Origin of the sequence: Anabaena sp. UHCC 0204 (assembly GCF_009711975.1) — a bacterium.
Lineage (GTDB): Bacteria > Cyanobacteriota > Cyanobacteriia > Cyanobacteriales > Nostocaceae > Dolichospermum.
The window spans coordinates 73,679-99,687 of the sequence record NZ_VIKW01000014.1; the positions used below are offsets into that span (position 1 = coordinate 73,679).

Below are 26,009 nucleotides of genomic sequence, written 5' to 3' on the forward strand. Positions count from 1 at the left end.
TTGTTCCGAAAAGAAAACGTGTTAATAACCTCTTAAAGGAGGAGTTGAGTTTGTCTAAATCCTATCGTGTAGCTATTTTGGGAGCAACGGGTGCTGTAGGCACAGAGTTGCTAGAATTACTAGAAAGCCGAAATTTTCCCCTAGCTGACCTCAAATTGTTGGCATCAGAACGCAGTGCTGGACAAAAACTAAGATTCAAAGGAGAAGATATATCAGTAGAGGCTGTCAGTAATCATTCCTTTGATCATGTAGATTTAGTCTTAGCCAGTGCTGGGGGCAGTATCTCCAAAGCTTGGGCAGGCATAGCTGTAGAAAAAGGAGGAGTGGTAATTGATAATTCCAGCGCCTTCCGCATGAACCCAGATGTACCTTTAGTAGTGCCAGAGGTAAATCCCCAAGCCGCATCTAATCATCAAGGAATTATCGCTAATCCCAACTGTACGACAATTCTGATGTCATTGGCAGTGTGGCCATTACATCAAGTAAAACCAGTCAAAAGGATTATTGCCGCTACCTATCAATCAGCTAGTGGTGCTGGGGCAAAGGCGATGGAGGAAGTCAAAATCCAAAGTGGCGCTATACTACAAGGAAAGCAACCAGTAGCAGAGGTATTACCTTATCCGTTGGCATTTAATTTATTTCCCCATAATTCCCCTTTAACTGCTTGGGGATATTGCGAGGAAGAAATGAAAATGGTGAACGAAACTCGCAAAATATTCGGTAATCAAGAAATCAGAATTACAGCTACTTGTGTACGAGTTCCCGTACTCCGCGCCCATTCTGAGGCAATTAATCTAGAATTTGATACACCTTTTAATCCAGATACAGCTAGAGAAATATTGAGTAAATCACCTGGTGTTAAATTAGTAGAAGATTGGCAAAAAAATTATTTTCCGATGCCAATAGATGCCAGTGGAAAAGATGAAATTTTAGTGGGGAGAATTCGTCAGGATATTTCTCATCCTTGTGGTTTAGAATTGTGGCTATGTGGCGATCAAATCCGTAAAGGTGCAGCATTAAACGCAGTTCAAATTGCGGAGTTATTAGTAAACAAAGATTGGTTTAGTCATTAATTTGAGGTGGGGAAATAACTGATAATTCCAATATGTGGGCGGGTTTTATATATAAATTATCAAATAGTAGCTATATTTATCTGCTAAACACGCCCATACGACTAAAAACTGATAAATGAGGAGAAAAAAGGGTGGGAGATTTTGGTACAATTGTAACGGCTATGATTACGCCGTTTAAAGCAGATGGTAGTATTAACTATGATGTGGTAGCCAAACTAGCAGATCATTTAGTTAACAACGGCACAGATGCTTTAGTGGTGTGTGGAACAACAGGGGAATCCCCTACACTGAGTTGGGATGAAGAATACCAATTATTTGTTGAGGTATTGCAAGCCGTATCGGGTAAAGCTAAAGTAATTGCTGGGTGTGGTTCTAATTACACTAAAGAAGCGATCGCCGCCACTCAAAAAGCAGCTAAAATAGGAGTACATGGTTCTTTACAAGTAGTCCCATATTACAATAAACCGCCGCAATCTGGGTTATATCAGCACTTTCAGGCAATAGCGCAATCCTGTCCTGACTTGCCAATGATACTATATAACATCCCCGGTCGGACTGGCCAAAACCTCAATCCAGAAACAGTAGTACGGTTATCAGAAATTGATAATATTGTAGGAATTAAAGAAGCCAGTGGCAACTTAGATCAAGTTAGTGAAATCCGTCGCTTGACACCAAAAGAATTTCAGATTTACGCTGGGGATGATTCTTTAACCTTACCTATGTTAGCAATAGGCGCTCAAGGTGTGATCAGCGTGGCTTCTCATTTGGTTGGTAATCAACTCCAAGAGATGATTCAAGCATGGCAAGTAGGAAAAACTCAAATTGCTACCGACATTCATCTACAACTGTTTCCATTGTTTAAAGCTTTATTTTTAACTACAAATCCCATTCCTGTCAAAGAAGCACTAAAACTGCAAGGTTGGGAAGTAGGTTCAACTCGGCCACCCCTATGTGAAGCTGATCTGGATGTTTCTCAAAAATTAAAATCAGTCATGGAAAAGCTGAATTTAATCTAAACAGCAATAAGTAAGCGACTTATAAATAATGTGTATGAATTGTTATTTGATTGCAATTGAAACACCTGTGCTACAACTGAACCATATAAAAACCATTCAGTTTTAAGTCCGTTTTACGTAAACACAATTGCATAGGACTGCATAAAAGCTGAATTTAAACAGAAATTTGGTGTTTTCTTTCATACAAGAAACCGAACTATCAACTGATTAACAACCAACAACAATCTCCAGGAGAAAATGTCTAAAACCGAAACTAATCCCACTCTCAAAATTATTCCTTTGGGTGGTCTACACGAAATAGGTAAAAATACTTGCGTTTTCGAGTATGACGACGAAATTATTCTCTTAGATGCAGGATTAGCATTTCCTACAGAGGCCATGCACGGGGTAAATATTGTATTACCAGATACAACCTACCTGCGGGAAAATCGCCATAAGATTAAAGGCATGATCGTCACTCATGGTCATGAAGACCATATTGGGGGCATTGCTTTTCACTTGAAGCAATTTGATATTCCTGTGATTCATGGACCAAGACTAGCAATGGCAATGCTAGAAGGGAAATTAGAAGAAGCAGGAGTGCGCGATCGCACAGAATTAAGAACAGTCATGCCCCGCGACGTGGTAAGAATTGGTCAACATTTCTTTGCCGAATATATCCGCAACACCCACTCCATCGCTGATAGTTTTACTGTTGCTATTCATACACCATTGGGCGTAGTTATCCACACGGGAGACTTCAAAATTGATCATACTCCCGTAGATGGTGAAAAATTCGACTTACAACGTCTAGCAGAACATGGCGAAAAAGGCGTACTCTGCTTATTGAGTGATTCCACCAACGCCGAAGTTCCCGGATTTACCCCTTCCGAACGTTCTGTTTTTCCCAACCTTGATCGAGAATTTTCCTACGCGACTGGACGCTTATTTGTCACTACCTTTGCTTCCAGTGTTCATCGCATCAACATGATTTTGCAACTAGCAAGAAAACATAATCGTGTGGTGACAGTTGTAGGGCGTTCAATGCTGAATTTAATCGCCCACGCTCGGAATTTAGGTTATATCAAATGTGAAGATAGCCTGTTCCAACCGTTGCATACTGTCCGGGGAATGCCAGATGATAGAGTGTTAATTTTAACTACTGGCTCTCAGGGTGAAAGAATGGCAGCAATGACCAGAATTGCTAACAAAGAACACCCCCATATCAAAATTCGCCAAGGAGATACAGTTGTATTCTCTGCTAACCCCATTCCCGGTAACACAATTGCAGTGGTGAACACCATTGATAAATTGATGATTCAAGGGGCAAAAGTAGTCTATGGAAGGGATAAAGGGATTCACGTTTCCGGACATGGCTGTCAGGAAGAACAAAAGCTGATGATTGCTTTAACTCGTCCTAAGTTCTTTGTGCCATTCCACGGTGAACATCGGATGTTAGTCAAGCATTCGCAAACTGCTCAAAGTATGGGCATCCCGGCGGAAAATATGGTGATTATCCAAAATGGCGATGTGATAGAGTTGACAGAAAATTCTATTCGTGCTACTGCAAAAGTACCATCTGGAATTGAATTGGTAGATACTTCTAGTTCTGGCATGGTGAGTTCTCAAGTATTGCAAGAACGCCAACGCATGGCTTCAGAAGGCATGGTGACTATTGCTGCTGCCATTGATTGGAACGGTAAGCTCATGGCTAGACCAGAACTGCATATGCAAGGTGTGGTGACAAGTATCGAGCGATCGCTCTTACAGAAATGGGTACAACAGCGCCTTGAAGAAATTCTCGGTGTCCGGTGGTCAGAATTTTCTCCCCTAGAAGGACAGCCCGCAGATACAGACTGGGGTGGTTTGCAAGAAATGTTAGAACGTGAATTAGCTCGTTCTATGCGGAGAGAGTTGCAATGTCAACCTTCTTTGACTTTGTTAATGCAAATCCCGGAAGAGCCTCCTGTGAAGGTTTCTGATGGCAGAAGACGACGCACTCGTTCTACTGCTGTGGCTTCTTAAGAATTAGCTCACGCAAAGTCGCAAAGGCGCAAAGGTGTTTTTTAGCATCTTTGCGTTTTTTTTATGTGATTTAAAGAACAATCTTACGTATCCTGCAAATAATATTTAAGAAGAGTAGTTAAGCCTAGAGATAGAGTTAGACTGAAAGTGAGGGGTGTAAGAATTAGAGTTATGGTGTCATGGAGAAAGAAGGGCGAGAGGATACCACAGCCGAAAGTTAGAGCCATCAATCAATCTAAAGGACTAGGGGCAGAGTTCAATAGCAGCATCATTGCTTGGCAGGAAAATCTAGCATAGGTAAGGTTGGAGCTAATCACCATCAGACTCAACAAAAATACAATGGTGTTGGCATCTATGTTCTAGCCAGTTTCCTGTCAATTTAGAATTCCCAAAGTTATCAACACCACAGCAGCATCAACTCAGTCCAGAAAAAACAAGTTCATTCGTAAACTGGAGTTGTAACCAAGAGCTAAAGCTAGGCAGATTCAACATAATTGACTATAAATGGCAAAATTAGTAGAAATAACTGCCTGGAGTTAGCTATTTGCAAGTATTTTACTTAATCTTGATTATTGATAATCATGACTGTATTAAGTTATGTTACAGTTAAAAAAAATCACGTCTAAAGGCAGATGTCTTCACTAAAATTTTAACTGTGTCAAGTTATCAATAAGATTAAATAAATACAGTATTGCTTTTGGGAAATTACGTTTAAAGTAACGTATCAATACATAGATTAAAAAGAGGCAGCAGTTCATTCCACTTTTGACAAAATTTCCGTCATAATACTGTTTTTCGATTTAGGTTCTTGTCATATTGTATATTCATCCGTAAGGTGAATACCCTCATAAGAAGAGAGGCATTACCATGAAGGTATCTAAAAATACCAGCAAAAAGATTTTCCTAGTAAGTTGGATTTCTCTACATCATGTAGACGCTGGTGAAGCTAATGTTAGTCCGTTACACAATGTTGCATCTAAACCTCTTTGGGACTTATTTGGTCCGTTACGAAATTGGGTAGACAACTTTCAAGTAAGCGATCGCCTATTAGCTCATCGGTTGTGTAAATTCATCCCGTCTCAGTGTCCATTTGAGCGTGATGTCCAAGTATTCGGTAAAACCCTGTTTCACATTCCCCCAATGTGTAAACTTAACCCTTTGTACGAAGAAGTAGTAGGTTTACGATTTAGAGCAATGTGCTATTTAGCTGATGCGTGTGGCGAGGACATATCACAATATTGCTAATTGCTGATTTTTGAATTACTAACAACCGACAACTAACTAATTTTTTTGAAGTTGCCATTTTTGGATCGCATCCTGAGCATCTTCATAAGCGATCGTCACTTCTGGAACTAAAGCAGCGGTGGCGATTGCCGTATTAAAATCTCCTTGAGCAGCACGGCTTTTAGCTAAATCTAAGATTTTTTCACTCCATTGATTAATGGATGTTTGAGCATTCTCAAAACCTGGTTGTCCCCGTTGTATTTTTTTAGCAACTTCAATGGCGCGATTATAAGTAGATGCTTGTTCGGGAATAATCAAGGCTGTTGCTGCTTCCAGGAGAGTTTTATTACTAACATACTGCTTGGCTTCGAGTTGCCATTTTTTAATCACACCTTGAGCTTGGGAATATAGCGGCTCTTTGTTGGTAATTAATTGAGCAGTGGCTATGGCGGTTTCGTATTGTTTTTGTTGAGCTTGTGTTTGGGCTAATTCTAAAATTAGCTGACACCAAGCCTGAATATTTTCTTGGGCTTGGGCGGATAGCGGTGAATTTGCAGGAATTTTCTGGGCTTTGGCGATCGCCATCTTCAAATCCTCTGGTTTAGTCGCCACCAGAGACATTTTTTCTAACTCTAATATGGCTTGATTCCGTTTTTTAGCATCGGGATTAAAACTAATTTGGGCGGTGCTGGAATTTTGGGTAGTGGGAAATGTTGGGGGAAATTGAGGTGGGTTAGTAGTGTTATTGGATATAGTTTTTGAGAAATTTTTAAAGCGGAAACTTTCGTGATTGCGGAGCAAAAATGTAGCAATTAACCCTACTATCACCATAGTTCCGCCACCCCAGATGATAAATTGTTGCCATACAGGTGTCTCCGTCTGACGTGAAGGATAAGTATTGGCTGTTGTCAGAGGGGGGATAAATCTGCCCCCTTGCTTCGATTCTGGAGACGTTGCTAAGGTGTGATTGCTTTCGACAAGTGATTGAGAACCTGATTCATTAATCTGGGTTTCTTGTGAAGCTATATTGTTGAGAGTTGTTTCTACTGAGGCATTTTCTGTCCACCAAGCCTTGTCTGTGGTGGTAATAAATTCACGATTTTCTAGGGGAGGTGCAGTTTGAGTGACAGCAAAATTTTCTTCTGGAAAAATGATTGCTGCTGAGTTTTCATCTAATGTCAACGGAGGTAAAATTACTGGCTGTGGAGAAGGAATAACAGTCACAGGGTTTTGGACTGGCCGCCAGTGGTGTTGACAAAGTTTGGGAGTCAGATAACTCAGATAAGCTGCTAAATCAGGGAAGTGGTATCCTTTCCCAGTATTCAAGGTTTCTAATAATGCGGCTGTGAAAAAACCATGACCTAATTCTGTACTTTCATGGGAAAATTCTTCTGGTTGACAAGAAATAATTGCGCCCATTTGGAGTTCTTTGGCAAGTTCAATGATTTCTTGTCCTACAGGTGCATCGGCTTGAGTCCCAAAAGCGCGGTTAATATCGAAGATGAGTAAGACATTGATGCCAGTAACTTGTAGACTTTGCATCAGCGATCGCACTTCTATACCTGTTTCGGGAACTTGATCAGGATTCCCACCGACTGGCATTAAATAATCTTGTTCTTTGTAGTTAACTCCATAGCCACTAAAGAATAACCATAAGTAGTCTTCTGGTTGCCAAAATGTCGCTGCTAATTCTTCTAGCAACGAGAGAATATTTTCTTTGTTTGGAGAGGAGGATTTTTCTCCGATAGGGGGCGAAGTATTGGTCATTAACAGGCAGTTTTCTGGTAAAAACCCTGCTTGGAACACCAAAAAATCTTTGATAGCCTCAGCGTCTGCTTGAGCGCAACTTAGAGGTTGAAATAATTCATATTGATTAATACCAATGGCGATCGCCCAGTAATTTACCATCCCGCTCTTTGTCGGTTGTTGTTTGCCAGAAATTGTTTTTAACAAGGGGCTTTCACCACAAAGCTAACTGATGTCTTATCGTTTAGGGAATTTTCACTTATTTCGCTCATTTGTTGTAGTTTATACAACATAAATAATTGTAAAATACTTGCACTCGATTTCCATGATCGATTATTCAGGAGCTACAAGTTTATGTTCAGGATTTATACACAACAACCATTTTCGGTTATCCCCTTTTCAATTATTGGCCAAATTGGCAAAAAAATCCGGATCATTCAGAGTGGAGTTTGGTTGTTACTAGCAATTCCTTTATGGTTAACGACAGAAGCGATCGCTCCACAAGTTGTCCAAGCTTACACAGCAAGAGTAGATTTGCTGATAGAGCGATTACCGGAGGAAAGCTACGACAACGTTCTCAGGAGGGCAGAAGCAGCCGCTAGAGCAACAACTCAACGTAGCTTTGACCAAGATATTTTGGTGACAGAAGTATCTGTGATTATTTCCGCACAAAATCAAGGAGCGATCGCACCAATTTTATCATTAGAAGTCAGTCGTCCTCAATGGAAAAAACGACCTGATCCCCAACTTTGGTCAAATTATTTCAAAACAGCACGCTTTTTATTGTTATTTGATCAAGAAATGACAACCAATCAACCAGAAGCCGCAACTCCAGCCCCTCAAAACCCCAACCCAGAACAGCCAACTAATAATCAACCCCCCGCTGATCCGCCAGAAAAACAATAATTCGGATAAAGCAAGACAGTATAAGACTTTCAACTCTGTTACTGTTCAACTGACACTCACTATGAAAGTCTGTCACCTGTTACAATAGTCGTTTTTATAGTGCCTGATGTCAATTCATCGCTTAGAATAGGAAGGTTGTCAAGAATCACGATATACCGCTGTCATGGCTGTTCCTAAGAAGAAAACATCAAAATCTAAAAGAGATAAACGCCGCGCTACCTGGAGACATAAGGCTGTTGTGGAAGCGCGAAAAGCTATCTCCCTCGGTAAATCTATTTTGAGTGGTCGTTCTAATTTCGTTTATCCAACTGCTGAGGAAGAAGAAACCGAAGAATCATAAGTGAAAATTCAGGAGTCAGAATAAATTTAGCTTCTGACTCTGTGAATCCTGGGCGCAAGCCCTGCGCCCCTACAAAGTTTTTACTTCATTAAATACCAAGAATTCGCCGCAAAAGTGATAATTTACCTTTATAGGGTGCGTATCGCCAATTTATATCCAAAGGAAATGAGTTTTGTAAAACACTTTTGTAATGGGAAAAGGTATCAAAACTAGCTTTACCGTGATAGCTACCAATCCCACTATCACCCACACCCCCAAAAGGTAAGGAAGAAACACCAACCTGTAACACTGTGTCATTAATACATACTCCCCCAGACGATGTTTCCTGTAAAATCTGTTTTTGCAGGTTTTTATTTTGGGAAAATAAATATAAAGCTAGGGGTTTTGGTCTAGAGTTAATTAAGGTAATCGCTGCATTGATATCTGTATATTCAATGATTGGTAAAATTGGTCCAAAAATCTCTTCTTGCATTACCGGATCTTCTAAAGAAACATTTTCTAGAAGTGTAGGCGCAATATAAAGTTCTTCGGATTTGGTTTCTCCACCAACAATGATTTCACCACATTTAAGTAAATTAACTAATCTATCAAAATGTTTTTGATGAATAATTCTGGCATAATCTGGACTGATAGCTGGATTTTCACCATAAAATTCTTTTAGACATTTTTGTAAAACATTAACTAAATCTGGTTTGATTTTTTGATCAACTATAAGATAATCAGGTGCAATACAAGTTTGTCCAGCATTAATAAATTTACCCCAAATAATGCGTTTGGCAGTATGTTCTAGATTAATATCTGTATCTACAATACACGGACTTTTTCCCCCTAACTCCAACGTTACTGGAGTGAGATGTTTTGCAGCCGCTTCCATGACAATTTTACCAATGGCTGTACCACCAGTAAAAAAGATGTGATCGAACTTTTCCGCTAGTAACTGTTGACTGGTTTCTACTGCACCAGGGACGACTGTAATATAGTCTGGAGGAAAGTATTTATGAATAAGTTTGATGATTAAATTAGAAGTATGAGGTGCAAGTTCTGAAGGTTTAATGATAGTACAATTTCCCGAAGCGATCGCCCCAACTAAGGGACAAATAATTAGATAAAAAGGATAATTCCAAGGACTAATAATTAATACTATTCCCAATGGTTCTGGATATATTTTAGCCGCATAAGGAAGAAATTCTAAAGGAACAGCAGCTTTTTTGGGTTTTGTCCAATTATTAATATGCTTGAGGGCATAATCAATTTCTTTACTAACAAAAATTTCTGTAGCATAACTTTCAAATTCTGGTTTATGTAAATCTGCTTTCAATGCTTCAATAATTGCAGCTTTATTTTCAGTTACTAATTGTTTAAGAATCTTGAGTTGGGAAATCCGAAAAGCCACATCTTTAGTTTTACCAGTTTGGAAAAACTGCCGTTGTTTGGCGATAATATCAACAATCTTTGGTAATTCAGTAGTAATCATTTCTTTATAGTGTTTCCTAATCTAATGAAGTACAAAAAATCTGCGTTTATCTGCGTTTATCTGCGGTTAATTTTTACTGCTTGTACCTCAGACAGGAATTGTTATCAGAAAAAAGCCATAAAACCCTTTTTCCCCCTGCTCCCTGCCTTACCCCAACGACAATTTTTAACGCCAACCTTATATCTTAAATTAAGCCTAGTTCGCGTTTCAGTAAATTAATTGACTGAGTGCCGATATAGTTCTCACAACGAATTAGTTTAGGTGGACGAATTAGGTCTTCTAAGACTGTTTGTACAGTTGCTTGTGCTGTTGAATGACTAATTTGATCGGTGCAAAATATGATTTCTGAGCGTTTAACGATCGCGTGTAATTTATACGCATCCTTGGGCTGGGCTGTCATCACTAATAATTCATCTCCTCGTAAACCGTGAAGAATCACTTCTGTGGCTCTGAGAATCCCCGAACTGAGACTAACTATTCCTATACAACTTGATTTTGGGAGGCTTTTAACTACAGTCAGTTCTTTCGCATAGTCGTGAATATCTAAAGGAATAACACGAACTGCTTTTGGTGCAGCGATCGCTTCAACTTCGCCGATAAAATAGCGACTAGTAACTAAAGTCGCTGAGGTTGTTTGGTCTAGTACCCCGATGAGTTTTTCCATTGCTACCAGTTGGACTGGGATTTGCAGAGATTCTTCTAGTTCATCAACCATTAATTCCCCCGCCCCAATATCTTGAGATGGAGTTACTACTAACACTCTGGCACTACAGCGCAAGCGCCAGTCTACCTCTGCTAGAAATAGTTCCCTAGCTTGATTGAGGGAACAGCCTTGGCTAAGTAACTCATCTAGGGCTTGTTGGACTACTTTATAGGCTTCAGGATGTTGTTTGAGAATGGGAGACTGTGAACGGCTTCCACCTTCATGACCTTGAGCGCGGACATAGATTCCTGAACCTGCCAGACTTTCAACAAATCCTTCTTCCTCCAACTGGCGGTAAACTTTGCTAATTGTATTGCGATGTAATCCGGTTTGCATTGCTAAAGCCCTGGTGCTAGGCAATTTATATGCAGGGGAATACTGCCCAGAAGCGATCGCAAATCGGATTTGATTAAACAGTTGGTTAGATGCGGGAATTTCACTATCTGGCTGAATACGGAATTGAATCATTACCAATTCTGCTCCATAAAATTGATGATAAATGGTTATAAACTACTTGTTAAATATATTATTAATGCAATACTGTTCGGTTCAGAGGGTAAAAAAAACCTTCACCCAAACCAATTTACAACTTTTAGGTTTTCAACCAACAAGTATTGATTATTAATGGATTAACTTTATTTGAAAAATATTACCAAAGAAGAATAGAGAAGTCAGGAGTCACCGTGTCAGAATAAATAGGAGTCCGACTGGTGGATATAACTATTATTAACTCTTCTTTGTTCCCTGATATTATGACAGAGCCAGCAATAAACACGGCCACAATTCAGATTTCTCAAAATAATTTTCACATAGATGCTTACTTAGCAAAACCAACAGCACCCGGTTCTTATCCCGGAATTGTGGTTTTACAGGAAATTTTTGGGGTTAACGTGCATATTCGGGATGTTACAGAACGAATTGCTAAATTGGGATATGTAGCGATCGCTCCGGCACTTTTTCAACGTCAAGCTCCTGGATTTGAAACTGGTTATACCTCCCAAGATATAGAAATAGGCAGAAAATACGCCTTACAAACCACAGCCTCAGAACTGTTGAGCGATATTCAAGCAGCTATTGACTACCTGAAAACGTTGCCCCAAGTCAAAAAAGATGGCTTTGGTTGTATTGGCTTTTGTTTTGGTGGTCATGTCGCCTATCTAGCTGCTACTTTACCAGATATTCAAGCCACTGCATCCTTTTACGGGGCTGGGATCACAACCCGCACTCCTGGCGGTGGAAAACCCACTATTACCAGGACAGCAGACATTAAAGGCACTATTTACACCTTCTTTGGTCAGGAAGATGCCAGTATTCCCCCAGAACAGGTAGACGAAATTGCCGCCGAATTTGCAAAATATAACATTTCTCATCGTCTGTTTCGCTACGATGGATCTGATCACGGATTTTTCTGTGACCGTCGTGCCAGTTATAATCCTAAAGCTGCGGCCGATGCTTGGGAGCAAGTCCAAAAACTTTTTAGTCAACTGGCCTGAAAATCTCCGCCGTCTTTAGCCAGTAGTGAGTCAAAAACTACTGACAAATGACAAATAACAACTTATCTGCAAAAGTCATGAATTCCGAATCTAAACTTTCTCAAACAGCCAACTCGTCTTTTTCGATGGACGATTTTGCCAAAGCCCTGGAAAAACACGATTACCAATTTCAAAAAGGACAAGTTGTCCGAGGAAAGGTATTTCAAGTTGACCATGATGGCGCTTATGTAGATATTGGTGGCAAATCTTCTGCGTTTCTCCCCCAAGAAGAGGCTTCTTTGAGAGCAGTAACTGATTTGTCGGAACTTTTACCGATGAATGAGGAACTAGAGTTTTTGATTATTCGGGATCAAGATGCTGAAGGTCAAGTTACCCTTTCTCGTAAACAATTAGAAGTTCGCAACATCTGGGAAAAACTGTTAGAAATGCAGGAGAATTCCCAAACGGTACAAGTGCGCGTCACTGGTGTGAATAAAGGTGGTGTCACTGTTGATCTTTTGGGTTTACGGGGATTTATTCCGCGATCGCACTTGTCCGAACGTGATAACCTAGATGCACTCAAAGGTCAAACTCTCACCGCTGGCTTTTTAGAAGTTAATAACAATACCAATAAACTCGTTCTTTCCCAACGTTTAGCAACTCGTTCTAGCAGTTTCAGTTTACTAGAACTAGGTCAATTAGTAGAAGGGAAAATTACTGGCATTCAACCTTTTGGTGTATTCGTAGATTTAAATGGTGTCAGCGCCTTACTACACATCAAACAAGTCAGCCAAAAATTCATTGAATCTTTAGAAAAAGTCTTTCAAGTTGGTCAGCCAATTAAAGCTGTAATTATTGATTTAGATGAAGGTAAAGGTAGAGTTGCTATTTCTACCAGAGTTTTGGAAAACCACCCTGGTGAAGTTGTAGAAAATTTCGCCGAAGTGATGAGTTCAGCAGAAGCTCGTGCTAATCGTGCAGCTAATAAAAATGCTGAATAGGTAATTGGTGACTTGCCCTGAGCGTAGCCGAAGGGTTGGTAATTGGTAATGCGGGCATTTGTCCCGTCTTCCTAGCATTAATTCATCAACTACTTTATCAACCAACATTTAAAAACCCCCAAGTAATATCCCTACTTGGGGGTGGTAACTGAAAGTTATTAAGCTTCAGTGTTGTGTTTCACTACTTCTACCTAATTAATTTCCGGTTTCTGTAAATTTATTCTTTAGGTCGTGGTGTTTTACCGCTAAACTATCGGCGAATGAATTAAAAATCACCGAACGGGATTTGAACCCGTGTCCCACTGACATTAATCTACAGAGGTTGATGTAGGAGGTGAATTTTTAAATTTAGCTTGGAGCAATAGGTTAAATCTAAATTTGATACTAACTGTGTCAGGAGTGCCTTTACCATTTGGCTATCCCCCGGTTTAAATAAGTCGAGGGAGTAGGAATCGAACCTACAAATTCTCCTATAGACACTGAAACTAAATTTGTACTCCAAATCTATTCTACCGGAAATTTGATGGTGCAAACAAATAACCAAAAATTGATCTTGCAACTTGGTTTTGTTGGTTGACTTCTAAACTGTTTGCTTGTTCTCTGGCAAAAATTACTTCTTGCATCAGTCTGTCTACTCTTCGCAGCAACTCATTTTGTCTAGCTTGAGAAATTGCTCCAGAAAACTTCACTGTTCGCCAATTTCCTTCAGGTATATCTTCTGATGACTCTTTCACCTGTGCAGGATGTTCTTTTGTGGCTTCATACAGTACCACAGGTTTAACTATTCTCTTAGTTTTGGTGGTTAATTTTGGTTCAGTTGCAAAGCATTCTTGCTGCTGATCATAAACCCAAAATTCACTATTATCTAAAACTGGTAATGTGGTAACAAAGGTTTTGATATCAAGTAATTGCTTTTCTAAAAAGAGTAGATAGGAAACAGGAACTTGAGTTAAAATAGTTGTACCATCAACTACTATATCTGCTTTTGCTTGAGCGTTAGCCCAATCTTGGGTAGCACATAAATTAAATAATTCCGCACAAGCTTGTTCATATTGACTCAGCAAGTCTTCTGCTTTTATTTGTAATGTCTGATTTTCTGGAGGATAAACATAGCCATCTTCAGCTACGGGACTAAATGTGCGGGAAATACCCTGAAACATGGGTCCTTTTTGAATTAGTTGATAAATAGTAGTTTTAGCTTTTGTGGCGTTAGATTTCACAGTCTGTAAAACTGCTATGACTTGATTTAGTTTCAATTTTATATCCCCCTGATAAATAATTATGTATTACTATATTTCTAATGTACTACATGATTAATGGTTTGTCAAATTTATAGCCTAGATTTATCCGTGAGGTCAATCACAAATCCAAAATTGCCTGATACCAGCTTTCAAAGTTTGATGAATGAAGGCTGAGTGAATTGAGATTTCTGTTCCCTATTTATTCAAAGTCAGTTAAAATAATTAAATTGAGATATAGAACTCCTGATTATGAATAATATATCACAAAATCAGTCTAACTCAGAAGCTGGTGGTGGTTTACCTGTAATTCAATATTGGGTAGAAAAAACTTTATCCCCCCAAGGGTTGAAATTATGGCAAACTCTCAATCATAAAAGTGCTTGTTTATCCTGTGCTTGGGGTACGGGTGGACAAAAAGGAGGCTTTGTAAATGAAGCGGGGGAATATTTACAACGTTGTGCAAAAAGTGTAGAAGCAATATCAGCCGAATTGCAACCAGGAATTAAACAAGATTTTTTTCAAAAATATAATATTAGTGAATTACAAAAACTGACTTCTCAAGAATGCGATAATTTAGGTAGATTAAGTTATCCTCTCATTCTCAAATCAGGTTCATCCCATTATCAACGGATTAGCTGGGAGGAAGTTTATCAAATTGCTACATCAGCCTTTAGTTTAGCACCAGAAAGAATAGCTAGTTACAGTTCTGGACGTTCATCTAATGAAGCTGCTTATTTATTACAATTATTAATGCGATCGCTTGGTAGTAATAATCTAGCAGACTGTTCTGATTTATGTCACGCCCCCTCAACCGTTGGCTTAAAAAAAGTTTTCGGCTCAGGCACATCAATGGTAAGTTTAGAGAGCCTAAAACACAGTGATTGTGTGGTTTTAATTGGTTCTAACGCACCAGCAAACCATCCGCGATTGATGAACGAATTGATCCAATTGCGGTCAAGAGGCGGTAAAGTAATTATTATTAATCCCCAAATAGAAATAGGTTTAGTTAAATTTGCCTCTCCTGCATTTCCCATCAAATCATTACTGACAGGTGGTTCAGATATATCTTCTTTATATTTGCAACCAATTCCTGGTAGTGATGTCGCATTATTTGTGGGGTTACAAAAATCCCTCATTGAACAGAATTTAATCAAAACAAAATACCTAAAATCATATACAAAAGATTGGCAACAAATTATAGACTATGCCAAAAATACACCTTGGGAAAATATCACTAAAACCTGCGGTTTATCCCTAGAAGAAATCACAGCCACAGCTTATATAATAGGTAAATCAGAAAGAGTAATTTTTGCTTGGGCTATGGGTGTAACCCAACAAGCAAACGGAGTTGATAATATATTTAGTATAGCAAATACAGCCTTAATTACAGGTAATGCCGGAAAAATTGGTGCGGGAACAATGCCTATTAGAGGACATTCCAACGTCCAAGGATTTGGTTCAATGGGTGTGACTGTTCACTTGCGAGCAGAAATCAAACAAGCACTATCTAAACTATTAGGAAAACCCCTCAGTGAAACACCTGGTTATCATACCCGTGATTTAATAGCAGCAGCAGAAATAGGAAAGATAGATACACTCTTTTGTTTAGGGGGAAATTTGTATGCAGCGAACCCAGATTTACAGCAAGCAAAACAAGCATTATCACAAATAGAAACTATATTTTATATATCTACAAAACCGAACTTAGGACATTTTCACGGATTAGGAAAAACGCAAACTTTAATATTACCAGTTTTTAATAGATTTGAAAATCCTCATAAAACCACAACTGAATCAGGTAATAACTTTGTGAGGTTAAATGATGAAGGTAAAAGTCATTTACAACCCCATAATTCTGATTTGATTTCCGAAATAGAATTAATTACAGAAATTGCTCATGGTTTACATGGTGAAAATCCGATAAATTGGCATAAATTACAAGATACAGTTTATGTGAGAGAATTAATTGCTAAAACCATTCCTGGTTATGAAAAAATAGCTGATATTGATCAAACAAAAGAAGAATTTATCATTCCAGGACGGATTTTAGAAGAACCGAAATTTCCCACATCTGATGGTAAAGCGCAGATGTTTGTTACACCTTTACCACAATTAACAATACCTAAAAAATCAGATTTTGGTGTTGAGGAAAATCAGCCAGGAATTGTATTGATATTGGGAACAGGACGCAGTTATGGACAACATAATACTGTAGTTTATCGCAGTGAAGATAAATATAGAAATATGCCCCATCGTCATTGTATTTTAATGAATAGTTTGGATATTAAAAAAGCAGGATTTCAGGAACATCAACGAGTTATCGTTAAAGGAAATGCAGGGGAATTAGAGAATATTGAAATTATTTGTGGTGCGATTCGTGAAGGTGTAGCTTTTATGTTTTATCCTGAAGCAAATATTTTATTTAAAGCAGAAATAGATCCAAAAAGTGGCACACCTGCCTATAAAAGAGTTCCGGTTTTTGTTTATAGTAAAACATCATAAATATCTTGTTATCTCGTTCCCAGTCTCCAGACTGGGAATGCTATCAGGAGTCTCTGACTCTAGTTTAAAATAAAAGGCAGAGCCTTTTAACATTCATTCCCATACTCTGTATGGGAACGAGATATTTCTTTCATCTACTCCTGCACATATGCGAATCCCGTTTCAATCCCTAATAGGGATTAGTGAAAATTGCAATATCTTTTGAGTAAATATCTGACGATTTGGCTGTAGCGGTTGTTTCAATCCCTAATAGGGATTAGTGAAAATTGCAATTAATTTGAATAATTTAATGGAAATTGCGATCGCACGTTTCAATCCCTAATAGGGATTAGTGAAAATTGCAATGCACCGATTTTGGTGTTTGGAGTGGTCCGAATTTGAGTTTCAATCCCTAATAGGGATTAGTGAAAATTGCAATTCCTTTAATTCAGGAATCAACCTATCTTGAACTGTTTCAATCCCTAATAGGGATTAGTGAAAATTGCAATCACCCATGAGTACATCCTAATGCAGGATTTATAACATAATGTTTCAATCCCTAATAGGGATTAGTGAAAATTGCAATTTAGTGTTACTACGGATAAATCCCAAACAAAAGAGGTTTCAATCCCTAATAGGGATTAGTGAAAATTGCAATCTCTTACGAGTATGATGATGTCCGAACTATAGCTCAGTTTCAATCCCTAATAGGGATTAGTGAAAATTGCAATAACATTTTAAAATTACTTCGCCATGAACTCATTGGTTTCAATCCCTAATAGGGATTAGTGAAAATTGCAATGCATTGTCCACCTCTTTAGCTCTTACTATTATAGTTTCAATCCCTAATAGGGATTAGTGAAAATTGCAATCTTGCTTATATAAATTCAGTATAGTTTTATAGATTATGTTTCAATCCCTAATAGGGATTAGTGAAAATTGCAATCGTAGTTCCGCCGTCGAAATGAATCCCAAAATGTTTCAATCCCTAATAGGGATTAGTGAAAATTGCAATTCTGTTGATATGTTTGCTATTCATGAAAAATTAAGTTTCAATCCCTAATAGGGATTAGTGAAAATTGCAATTTAGGCAGACTCTACCATTAGCTGTTTTAGTAGAGTTTCAATCCCTAATAGGGATTAGTGAAAATTGCAATTCTATCCAAATAGAGGAATTAAAATCAAAAGTCAATAATCAGTTTCAATCCCTAATAGGGATTAGTGAAAATTGCAATTATTTTTTATGATGGCACTAAACTTATAGCCACAGTTTCAATCCCTAATAGGGATTAGTGAAAATTGCAATCTGTTTCCCAGCCTCCCCGACCTCTGGGAGGAAGGTTTCAATCCCTAATAGGGATTAGTGAAAATTGCAATATTATAGTCAGTCTTGGTGTGAGCCTTAGCGGAAGTTTCAATCCCTAATAGGGATTAGTGAAAATTGCAATAACTAAATGTAGATATCAAGCCTCATGTATTGAAAGTTTCAATCCCTAATAGGGATTAGTGAAAATTGCAATACCAAAGTTTGCGTCGAAAACCTACCCCAAGTTGTTTCAATCCCTAATAGGGATTAGTGAAAATTGCAATTTAGCTAGTGTGAGATAGTAAATAAGTCAAGGAAGTTTCAATCCCTAATAGGGATTAGTGAAAATTGCAATTATTCAAGCATTAACCAATCGAAAGCATGAGATTACACTAGTTTCAATCCCTAATAGGGATTAGTGAAAATTGCAATACCCTTGACCATGCCAGTCACATTTTCAAACACAAAGTTTCAATCCCTAATAGGGATTAGTGAAAATTGCAATTCAATTAAATCTGATAGAAGCCCCTCAAATGTCTGTTTCAATCCCTAATAGGGATTAGTGAAAATTGCAATAGCGGGGCGCTGAAAGCCTGAGTATATATAGTTTTCAAGGTTCGGTTGCGCGACTGATATCATAATAGTCCATTCCAGAAAAAGTGTCAAGAAGAAAAATAGCCGAAACTCTTACTGTGTAAGGTGCGCGAGAGTGTAGATAGAAAAAATCAGTCAAAGCCTTATGTAGATATAATTTCAGCCAAATTGAGAGAAAATGGATTTTTTACACCCACCTCCTCGCGCACAAAACCAAAAAAAGAGTCTGATTTCGTAGTTACTCACCCCTGTTCCAAAATAAAACGGTGATCCGTCATAGCGATTTTAGAAAATCATGAATATAAATAGTTGAGGAATATTTAAACCATGATACAACTAAATGCTTAGAACCACAAATTAACGTATAATATCACGTATTATCAACACCAAGTTTTATGACAGCGGTAAACTTTCCACCTGTAACAAATCTAATCCTTGGGCAAAAATCTCATCAATAGGTAACATTTGCCCTTCTTCAGTCATAAATTTATGGTCTTTTGTAGCGCGAATAATTGCCCCATTTTCTAACAAATATTCATAAACTTCCTGTTGTCCACGATTATGCCATTGGGCAATTGATTGAGTGTAAAGCATTCCATTACTATCAACAGTATAAACACTACATTCAACCTGTTTTTCAACAATTTCCCCAATTTGTAAAAAGCCATATTCAACAGTTAAAATTTCCGTATCATAACTTAAACAATATTCCGCAAACTTCAACATATCCCCAAATAAATGTTCAGAAACTTGGGGTACTACACCGTTTTTTGCAGAACCATCAATAAAATTTTGCTTTTGTTTCTCCATTTCCGATACTTTCTTTTTACCCATAGCCCGACGGAGTAAATCAGCTTGTCCTAAACTATAACCAGCCATATCTTGAGCAATTTTCATAATTTGCTCTTGATAAACCATAATTCCGTAAGTTTCATTTAATATTGGTTCTAAAATTTGACTATCATATTCAATTTCCTCTCTACCATGTTTACGATTAATAAATTTAGGAATTAGTCCTGCATCTAAAGGACCGGGGCGATAAAGTGCCAGAATAGAAGAAATATCTTCAATATTGGAAGGTTTCAAATCTCGAACTATCTGTTTCATTCCAGAAGATTCTAATTGAAATATCCCTTCTAAATCACCAGCTTCTAATAATGAATAAGCTTTAGCGACATCTTTGGGTAAGCTGGTATGTTCACCTTTGGATAATATTTTTTGGGCTTTTCTTTCCTGTCCTGTAATTTCATCAGGATCTATACGATATCCTTTACTTTGTTCAATTAAATCAATGGTTTTTTGAATTAGGGTTAAATTACGCAAACCCAAAAAGTCCATTTTTAATAATCCCAATGATTCCAAATCTTCCATGAAATATTGAGTAATTACAGAACCATCATTATTGCGTTGGAGGGGAACAAGTTCATCTAATGGTTCTGCGGAAATAACCACACCAGCAGCATGAACACCAAAGGTTTTGTTAGTTCCTTCAATTCGCATGGCCATATCAATCCAGCGCCTTACATGAGGTTCATTATCATATTTGGCTTTGAATTCTGGTTCAGGAGTTTCATCGGAAATCATCACTTTCAGCTTAGTGGGTTTACCTCGCACCACTGGAATCATTTTCGCCATTTTGTCAGATTCACCATAGGGAATATCCAACACTCTAGCCACATCTTTTAACACTGCTTTTGATGTCAGACGGTTAAAAGTAATAATTTGGGCAACTCTATCCACACCATATTTATTAGTTACATAATCAATGACTTGATCGCGTTTATCAATGCAAAAATCCGTATCAATATCAGGCATTGATTTCCGTTCAGGATTCAGGAATCTTTCAAATAGTAAACCATGATGTACGGGATCAATATTCGTAATTTTCATGGCATAAGCTACTAAAGAACCAGCAGCAGAACCCCGTCCTGGACCAACAGGAATATTATTATCTCGTGCGAATTTGATGTAGTCCCACACTACTAAAAAGTAGGTAGAAAATCCCATCTTTTGAATCATTTTTAATTCATATTCCAATCTTTCTTTATAGACTGGATCTACTTCATTGCGAGATTTGCGATGTAATCTTTCTAAAAGTCCTTCCCAAGCAACTTCTTCTGCATAAGTATCCGCAGTATGTCCTGAAGGGATTGTGGGTGTAGGAATTTGCGGATCACCCATAATATGATAAGGTTCAACTTTATCAGCAATTTCTTCTGTTGTGGCTATGGCTTCAGCGATGACATCATCGGTTAAATGGTCACGGAATAACTGTTGCATTTCTTCGGCAGATTTGAGGTATTCTGTGCCGCTATACCGCATTCTTTTATCTTCACTAATTAGTTTACCTGTTTGAATACAGAGTAAGGCATCATGGGATTCTACATCAAAGCAGGAGATAAAATGAGAGTCATTTGTAGCAATAAATTTAATTCCTAATTCCCGTGCAATTTTGACGATTTCTACATTCACAATTCGGTCTTCTTGTGAACCATGATCTTGAATTTCTAAATAGAAATCTTCACCAAATACTTCTTTATACCATTTGGCAACTTTTCTGGCTGCATCTGGACGATTACTCAGAATTGCTTGGGGAATTTCTCCACCTAAACAAGCACTGGTGACTATTAAGCCTTCACGGTATTGTTTGAGTAAATCTTTGTTAATACAAGGACGGGAAAAAATGCCTTTACCTTGTACTCCTTGGAGGTGAGAAATGGTGGTAATTTTAACTAAGTTTTTATAGCCTTGTGTGTTTTTAGCTAATACGACTTGATGATATTTAGGACGACGTTCTTGTTTGTCAATCTCACCATTGAGAATATACATTTCATTGCCAATTATTGGCTTGACGTTCTTGTTACGACAGATTTTAATCAGTTCAACTGCGCCATACATGACACCATGATCTGTGAGGGCGATCGCTTTCATCCCTAATGCGATCGCTCTATCTACTAATTCTGGTAGTTGACTAGCCCCATCAAGCAAGCTGTAATCGCTGTGAATATGTAAAGGAACAAATGACATATTAGTATTTGGTAAAGTAACGGAATTTTATATTAACAACTTGATCAACCAGAAAGATCAAAAGGAGAATCTGTATCAATGGTTTCTAACTTAGATAATATTTTAGATTTAATTTTTTCATATTCTTTTTTCAACAAATTTTTACTAATCTGAGGATCTGTTGATGAATTGGAAAAACTACTAGCTTGCAGCCATTCTTGTAATCGTTCACGTTGAGCAGGTGCAATACTTGACGGCAATATATGAGTACAAGGATTAGGAGTTTCTTTGGCAAAGAATAATAAACGATATTGACCAGTATTTTGTAATAACCGCGTAATTTCTTGACCAAAACTAGTCTTGAGATCCAAATAGTAAGGCAACCATTTAGCACCATGCTGACGGGTATAAATAACTGTAATCCATAACACTACTGGATGGGGAGAAGAAATAAATAAAAATTGATTGTAGCGAGTACAAACTAAACGTTTTTGAATTTCTTGTTGGGGTAACATTACCCAAAGTGCGGGTAACAGATTTTTGTTGTGGTAAATAGGTTGAATAAACCAAAACTAGGATCTTGAATCACCATAATATTACTAGGTTTAATATCACGATGAATGATTGGACAAATTTTTCCATCTACAATAATACCTTCATGAGCGCACTGTAATCCCAGCCCAATCTGTCTGGCCATGCTCAGAAATCTAGGTAAGGTCAGAATTTGCTTGCGAATTATATTACTCAAGCTTTGTCCTTGTAGATATTCCATCACATAGTATGTTTCATTTACGCCATAATCCATCACTCGGACAATATGGATACTTTTTTGACCTAGTAAAGCGCAAGTTTTTGCTTCTCGTTCAAATCGGTCTTGCAAGCGCATTTTTTCGTTTTGGACTGATAGAGACAAAAACTTAACAGCAACGGGGACACCGCCCAACAAAGTATCCTTAGCACAATAAACTCGTCCCATTGCTCCAGTACCAATTAGTTCTTGTATGTGGTAGCGGTTTCCGAGTAAGCGACCAATGTTGGGGTCTGACATAGAAAAAATTCGACTCCAATGTTTAACAATTCAGAGGACAATTTTGTGGGTTCTGTTTACATAGATGGGATATATTAAGAGATGAAGTCTAGATCAGACAACGGTTTCCAAGCTAATTATCCCTTTTTTGAGTAGATTTACGCAAGATACTCAATCCTACCCATATATTTACGTAAAATTGATTAATCCGCATTGAGTACATTTCTACTACTAAAGGTTACTATACTTTTGTGCTTGAATTAAAAGCACATTAAGGGCTGGCTTTTTGCCCACCCCATAAGAGTTACACTACATAATCAGATTTTTACCTTAGCACAAAGGAGCAGAGGCCAGTCCGCAAGGAGTAAGTGCGAAATATTCTTCTTCCTTCTGACTCCTGTAGGGGCGAAGCATTCAGGTGATAAATTATCGGTTTTTCCCAAGTAGGGGCGAAGCATTCGGACGATAAATTATCGGTTTTTCCCTTGTAGGGGCGAAGCATTCGGGCGATAATTTATCGGTTTTTCCCAAGTTTATTTTCCGAATGCTTCGCCCTTACACCGAATGCTGATGCTTCCAGCCCCCGTTAGGGATACGCCCTTACACCGAATGCTGATGCTTCCAGCCCCCGTTAGGGATACGCCCTTACACCAAATGCTGATGCTTCCAGTCCCGTCAGGGATACGTCCCTATGATTTCTAGCCCTAAGTATATACTGAGTTTTTGCCCAAATTGAATAGGATTGTCATGGCTATGATTCACATATTTATAAATGAGTGTAACAATTATATTTGACGTTCTAGACTAGCTTCCATTGTACTGTCTAAAAAATGACCAGCAAGCAGTCCGCTTGTTAAGTAATATTGATCGTCATTAATTCGATGCAAGGTTTCAAAACCACTACGTCTTTGACGATAGTTTCCCTCACTAGAAGTGTCATTGATTACCCAATAACGCTGCACAATTGTCTCTGGGCAAATCCAACCTTCACCTTCTACTTGTCCTAAAGAATTATGCTGGAGCAAAAAAGTATATTGGCGTTCTCCATCATGAAGTCGTCCCTTGTATTGAAAAGAGATTTCTGCGCGATCGCTGTTCGGGAATGTTAATTTTGTAGCCATAGAGAACCAATTATCTCGATTCCAAATCACCAATGTTAAACCTTTCAAGGGGATTGGTGGACTATTGCGTTCCAGCCAATTACCTTGCATTACCCAACGTCCTGGTTCTAATAAAAAAGTATGAGCCACTTGCTAAATTCCTTGTTTTCATCCAGCACAGTAAAATTTTAGAAATACGTATTACCATAGTCTTCTGAGAGAAAAAGGCGGAAATATAGCTGAGTTAGCTATGATTACCATGAATTTCCCCTAAAAGCACGTCATGGGATGCTCCTGTTACAGCGGGTAAATTACCCGTAATTCCCATGTTTCGCCAGTATGCTAAAACCGCAAATGCGATCGCTTCTTTAAAAGCGGCACTCAAGCCAAATTCATCAGTAGTTACAATCAGTATTTTCCCCAACAATAACTCTAGTCTATTTTTTAAGTAAATATTGCGACTACCACCACCACACAATATCACCTTATGTGGCCTTCTTGTGAGAAAAGTGTCATAACTATGAACAATAGAAGCTGCTGTCAGTTCTGTAATGGTTGCTAAAAAATCTGCGGGATTGAGTTCGTAGGCTTGGGCATCTTGTAAACAATGATGCAAATAATTTATGCCAAATAACTCCCGTCCAGTAGATTTAGGGGGTGGTAAGTGGAAATATTCTTGACTTAGCCATTGTTCTACCAATGGATCGCATGGTGTCCCACTAGCTGCCCAATCACCGTTTTCATCATAGGTTTTAGCACCATTTGTAAAATGCTCTACCGCTAAATCTAATAAACTATTACCAGGACCTGTATCCCAACCCCGAATTTGCGATAACCAATGATCACCACGGGCTGGAAGATAAGTTACATTCCCAATCCCACCAATATTTTGAACACAACGGTCTTCATGGGGATGACTGAGTAAATAAGCATCAACTTTAGGCACAAGCGGCGCACCATGACCACTGACAGCAATATCAGCAGTTCGGAAATTACTGATAGTAGTAATATTTGTTAAATGGGCAATTAAGTCGCCCCGTCCTAATTGGCAACTATAACCTAATTCTCCTCCTGTCTGGGGTGGCCGATGGTATACAGTTTGACCATGAGAGCCAATCAAAGTAGCCGCTTTATAACCAGCTTGAATATTTTGAGCAGCTTCAGCAAAAGCATGAGCGATCGCATCATCTATTGCGGCTAACTCTAGCATTGAGACAGCACTACCAGCCCCCAGATCCAAAATTTTTTCTCTGAGTTTAGGAGGGTAAGGATATGTTTCTCCTGCTAGTAATTCCACTTTCAGATCCAAATCCCTACCAGAAATTTCTACTAAAGCGGTATCTATCCCATCTACAGATGTACCACTCATTAAACCAATCACGCGAGTCGGCTGCATTGACTCAAATATTTTTATAGATTGTCAATGGTAGTGTAATTCATACAATTACCTATGTCAAAACAATACTCATATTTATGAGGCTGGTGATTGGTGATAAAATCTCAGTCTTAATCCTGTTTATCCTTAAATCCTGATAGCGCAGCGTGGCGTAAGCCATTTCAGACAATTTCTTTAACTTCAGTATTTGTAGAGTGCGTTATGCGATCGCACCCTACGGATCTTTCAAATATTAAACAACTAACTAATTACTAATTCCGTTGACGATTAATATCTTGTAAATCCAGAGCATAATTTAAACGTAAAATATTCACCCCTGGTTCACCGAAAAATCCTAAAAATCTCCCATCAATATATTTAGTAATTAAAGGAATAATCTCATCTTCTTTTATTCCCCGTGCTTGTGCTACTCTTTCTATTTGTTGTCTTGCTGCTTTCAAAGAAATATGAGGATCTAAACCAGATCCTGATGTATAAATCAAATCAGCTAGAGGTTGTTTATTGTCATCCTGAAATTCTTCTACTTGCTGGAGAATGCGTTCCTTGAGTTCTGGATTAGTAGCCGCAAGATTACTACCCCCAGAAATACCAGTAGGTTGAGCTTTTCTACCTTGGCTATACCTAACAGCACTGGGACGACCATGAAAATAGCGATCTGATGTAAATCCTTGACCAATCAAAGTCGAACCAATTGGTTGAGCATTGATATTTAACATCATGCTACCATTAGCTGTAAACGGGAACAGTGACTGACCTATTAGCAATACAAAAAGAGGATATATAATCGCTGTTAATAACCAAATTACCAGAGTTATTCTGATTGCTCTGATAGCTTCTCTGATCATAGACATAATTTAATTTTGAATTTAATTTTATCCGATTACTTACTCACGTAATTA

General features: G+C 38.3%; 17 protein-coding genes, 1 pseudogene and 1 CRISPR repeat array. Of the genes and pseudogenes, 9 read left to right on the top strand and 9 right to left on the bottom strand.

Going from position 1 to position 26,009, the window contains the following annotated elements; translation table 11 throughout:
• Positions 1-50: 50 nt before the first annotated feature.
• From FJR04_RS13550 to FJR04_RS13565, 4 genes are all read left to right on the top strand, one after another.
• Positions 51-1,073 (top strand): aspartate-semialdehyde dehydrogenase, encoded by a 1,023-nt coding sequence (locus FJR04_RS13550; RefSeq protein ID WP_168495565.1) that lies wholly within the window; start codon positions 51-53, stop codon positions 1,071-1,073.
• Positions 1,074-1,204: 131 nt separating this feature from the next.
• Positions 1,205-2,089, top strand: coding sequence for a 4-hydroxy-tetrahydrodipicolinate synthase (gene dapA / locus FJR04_RS13555; protein ID WP_168495567.1), 885 nt, complete (start codon positions 1,205-1,207; stop codon positions 2,087-2,089).
• A 237-nt stretch (positions 2,090-2,326) separates the two neighbouring features.
• Positions 2,327-4,093, top strand: a complete 1,767-nt coding sequence (locus FJR04_RS13560) for a ribonuclease J (RefSeq protein WP_168495569.1) — start codon at positions 2,327-2,329, stop codon at positions 4,091-4,093.
• Between the two features lie 867 nt (positions 4,094-4,960).
• The gene (locus tag FJR04_RS13565) at positions 4,961-5,338 is read left to right on the top strand and encodes a Mo-dependent nitrogenase C-terminal domain-containing protein (protein ID WP_168495571.1); all 378 of its coding nucleotides are present in this window, start codon (positions 4,961-4,963) and stop codon (positions 5,336-5,338) included.
• Positions 5,339-5,374: 36 nt separating this feature from the next.
• Here the strand turns inward: FJR04_RS13565 and FJR04_RS13570 are convergent, their stop codons facing one another.
• A complete protein-coding gene (locus FJR04_RS13570) occupies positions 5,375-7,225 on the bottom strand; it encodes a caspase family protein (protein ID WP_168495634.1) in 1,851 nt (616 codons plus the stop codon).
• Positions 7,226-7,417: 192 nt separating this feature from the next.
• Between FJR04_RS13570 and FJR04_RS13575 the strand changes: the two genes are divergently transcribed.
• Positions 7,418-7,969: a hypothetical protein gene (locus FJR04_RS13575; protein ID WP_254445283.1), complete on the top strand. Its 552-nt coding sequence runs from the start codon at positions 7,418-7,420 to the stop codon at positions 7,967-7,969.
• Between the two features lie 163 nt (positions 7,970-8,132).
• Entirely contained in the window at positions 8,133-8,309 is a 177-nt protein-coding gene (gene rpmF, locus FJR04_RS13580) for a 50S ribosomal protein L32 (protein ID WP_168495573.1), read from the top strand.
• An 88-nt stretch (positions 8,310-8,397) separates the two neighbouring features.
• On the opposite strand, the gene FJR04_RS13585 is transcribed toward rpmF, so the two are convergent.
• Positions 8,398-9,783, bottom strand: coding sequence for an aldehyde dehydrogenase family protein (locus FJR04_RS13585; RefSeq protein WP_168495575.1), 1,386 nt, complete (start codon positions 9,781-9,783; stop codon positions 8,398-8,400).
• Positions 9,784-9,967: 184 nt separating this feature from the next.
• Positions 9,968-10,954 (bottom strand): GntR family transcriptional regulator, encoded by a 987-nt coding sequence (locus FJR04_RS13590; RefSeq protein ID WP_168495577.1) that lies wholly within the window; start codon positions 10,952-10,954, stop codon positions 9,968-9,970.
• 284 nt (positions 10,955-11,238) lie between these two features.
• Between FJR04_RS13590 and FJR04_RS13595 the strand changes: the two genes are divergently transcribed.
• Positions 11,239-11,979 carry a dienelactone hydrolase family protein gene (locus FJR04_RS13595; protein WP_168495636.1) on the top strand — a complete coding sequence of 247 codons (741 nt, stop codon included), beginning with the start codon at positions 11,239-11,241 and terminating at the stop codon, positions 11,977-11,979.
• A 77-nt stretch (positions 11,980-12,056) separates the two neighbouring features.
• Positions 12,057-12,959: a S1 RNA-binding domain-containing protein gene (locus FJR04_RS13600; protein WP_168495638.1), complete on the top strand. Its 903-nt coding sequence runs from the start codon at positions 12,057-12,059 to the stop codon at positions 12,957-12,959.
• Between the two features lie 509 nt (positions 12,960-13,468).
• Here FJR04_RS13600 and FJR04_RS13605 read toward each other — a convergent pair.
• Positions 13,469-14,215: a hypothetical protein gene (locus FJR04_RS13605; RefSeq protein ID WP_174763546.1), complete on the bottom strand. Its 747-nt coding sequence runs from the start codon at positions 14,213-14,215 to the stop codon at positions 13,469-13,471.
• Positions 14,216-14,449: 234 nt separating this feature from the next.
• Here FJR04_RS13605 and FJR04_RS13610 point away from each other — a divergent pair, with 234 nt between their 5' ends.
• On the top strand, positions 14,450-16,702 hold the full coding sequence (locus tag FJR04_RS13610) for an FdhF/YdeP family oxidoreductase (RefSeq protein WP_168495579.1): 2,253 nt from the start codon (positions 14,450-14,452) through the stop codon (positions 16,700-16,702).
• 159 nt (positions 16,703-16,861) lie between these two features.
• Positions 16,862-18,563: a CRISPR direct-repeat array (repeat unit 37 nt; unit sequence GTTTCAATCCCTAATAGGGATTAGTGAAAATTGCAAT).
• 411 nt (positions 18,564-18,974) lie between these two features.
• Here the strand turns inward: FJR04_RS13610 and FJR04_RS13615 are convergent.
• From FJR04_RS13615 to kdpC, 5 genes and pseudogenes are all read right to left on the bottom strand, one after another.
• Positions 18,975-21,608 (bottom strand): DNA polymerase III subunit alpha, encoded by a 2,634-nt coding sequence (locus tag FJR04_RS13615; protein ID WP_168495581.1) that lies wholly within the window; start codon positions 21,606-21,608, stop codon positions 18,975-18,977.
• Between the two features lie 44 nt (positions 21,609-21,652).
• Positions 21,653-22,635 (bottom strand): annotated as a pseudogene (locus FJR04_RS13620) (serine/threonine-protein kinase).
• Positions 22,636-23,399: 764 nt separating this feature from the next.
• Positions 23,400-23,864 carry a hypothetical protein gene (locus tag FJR04_RS13625; protein ID WP_168495583.1) on the bottom strand — a complete coding sequence of 155 codons (465 nt, stop codon included), beginning with the start codon at positions 23,862-23,864 and terminating at the stop codon, positions 23,400-23,402.
• A gap of 94 nt (positions 23,865-23,958) precedes the next feature.
• Positions 23,959-25,110, bottom strand: a complete 1,152-nt coding sequence (locus FJR04_RS13630; protein ID WP_168495585.1) for an anhydro-N-acetylmuramic acid kinase — start codon at positions 25,108-25,110, stop codon at positions 23,959-23,961.
• A 251-nt stretch (positions 25,111-25,361) separates the two neighbouring features.
• Positions 25,362-25,961, bottom strand: coding sequence for a K(+)-transporting ATPase subunit C (gene kdpC, locus FJR04_RS13635; RefSeq protein WP_168495587.1), 600 nt, complete (start codon positions 25,959-25,961; stop codon positions 25,362-25,364).
• Positions 25,962-26,009: the final 48 nt, after the last annotated feature.

Excerpts from the sequence above, each read along its gene's own strand:
- FJR04_RS13565 (WP_168495571.1), top strand. The coding sequence starts at position 4,961 with ATGAAGGTATCTAAAAATACCAGCAAAAAGATTTTCCTAGTAAGTTGG.
- FJR04_RS13595 (WP_168495636.1), top strand. The coding sequence starts at position 11,239 with ATGACAGAGCCAGCAATAAACACGGCCACAATTCAGATTTCTCAAAAT.
- FJR04_RS13615 (WP_168495581.1), bottom strand. The coding sequence starts at position 21,608 with ATGTCATTTGTTCCTTTACATATTCACAGCGATTACAGCTTGCTTGAT.
- FJR04_RS13600 (WP_168495638.1), top strand. The coding sequence starts at position 12,057 with ATGAATTCCGAATCTAAACTTTCTCAAACAGCCAACTCGTCTTTTTCG.
- FJR04_RS13610 (WP_168495579.1), top strand. The coding sequence starts at position 14,450 with ATGAATAATATATCACAAAATCAGTCTAACTCAGAAGCTGGTGGTGGT.
- FJR04_RS13585 (WP_168495575.1), bottom strand. The coding sequence starts at position 9,783 with ATGATTACTACTGAATTACCAAAGATTGTTGATATTATCGCCAAACAA.
- kdpC (WP_168495587.1), bottom strand. The coding sequence starts at position 25,961 with ATGTCTATGATCAGAGAAGCTATCAGAGCAATCAGAATAACTCTGGTA.
- rpmF (WP_168495573.1), top strand. The coding sequence starts at position 8,133 with ATGGCTGTTCCTAAGAAGAAAACATCAAAATCTAAAAGAGATAAACGC.
- FJR04_RS13560 (WP_168495569.1), top strand. The coding sequence starts at position 2,327 with ATGTCTAAAACCGAAACTAATCCCACTCTCAAAATTATTCCTTTGGGT.
- FJR04_RS13590 (WP_168495577.1), bottom strand. The coding sequence starts at position 10,954 with ATGATTCAATTCCGTATTCAGCCAGATAGTGAAATTCCCGCATCTAAC.
- FJR04_RS13630 (WP_168495585.1), bottom strand. The coding sequence starts at position 25,110 with ATGCAGCCGACTCGCGTGATTGGTTTAATGAGTGGTACATCTGTAGAT.
- FJR04_RS13570 (WP_168495634.1), bottom strand. The coding sequence starts at position 7,225 with ATGGTAAATTACTGGGCGATCGCCATTGGTATTAATCAATATGAATTA.
- FJR04_RS13575 (WP_254445283.1), top strand. The coding sequence starts at position 7,418 with ATGTTCAGGATTTATACACAACAACCATTTTCGGTTATCCCCTTTTCA.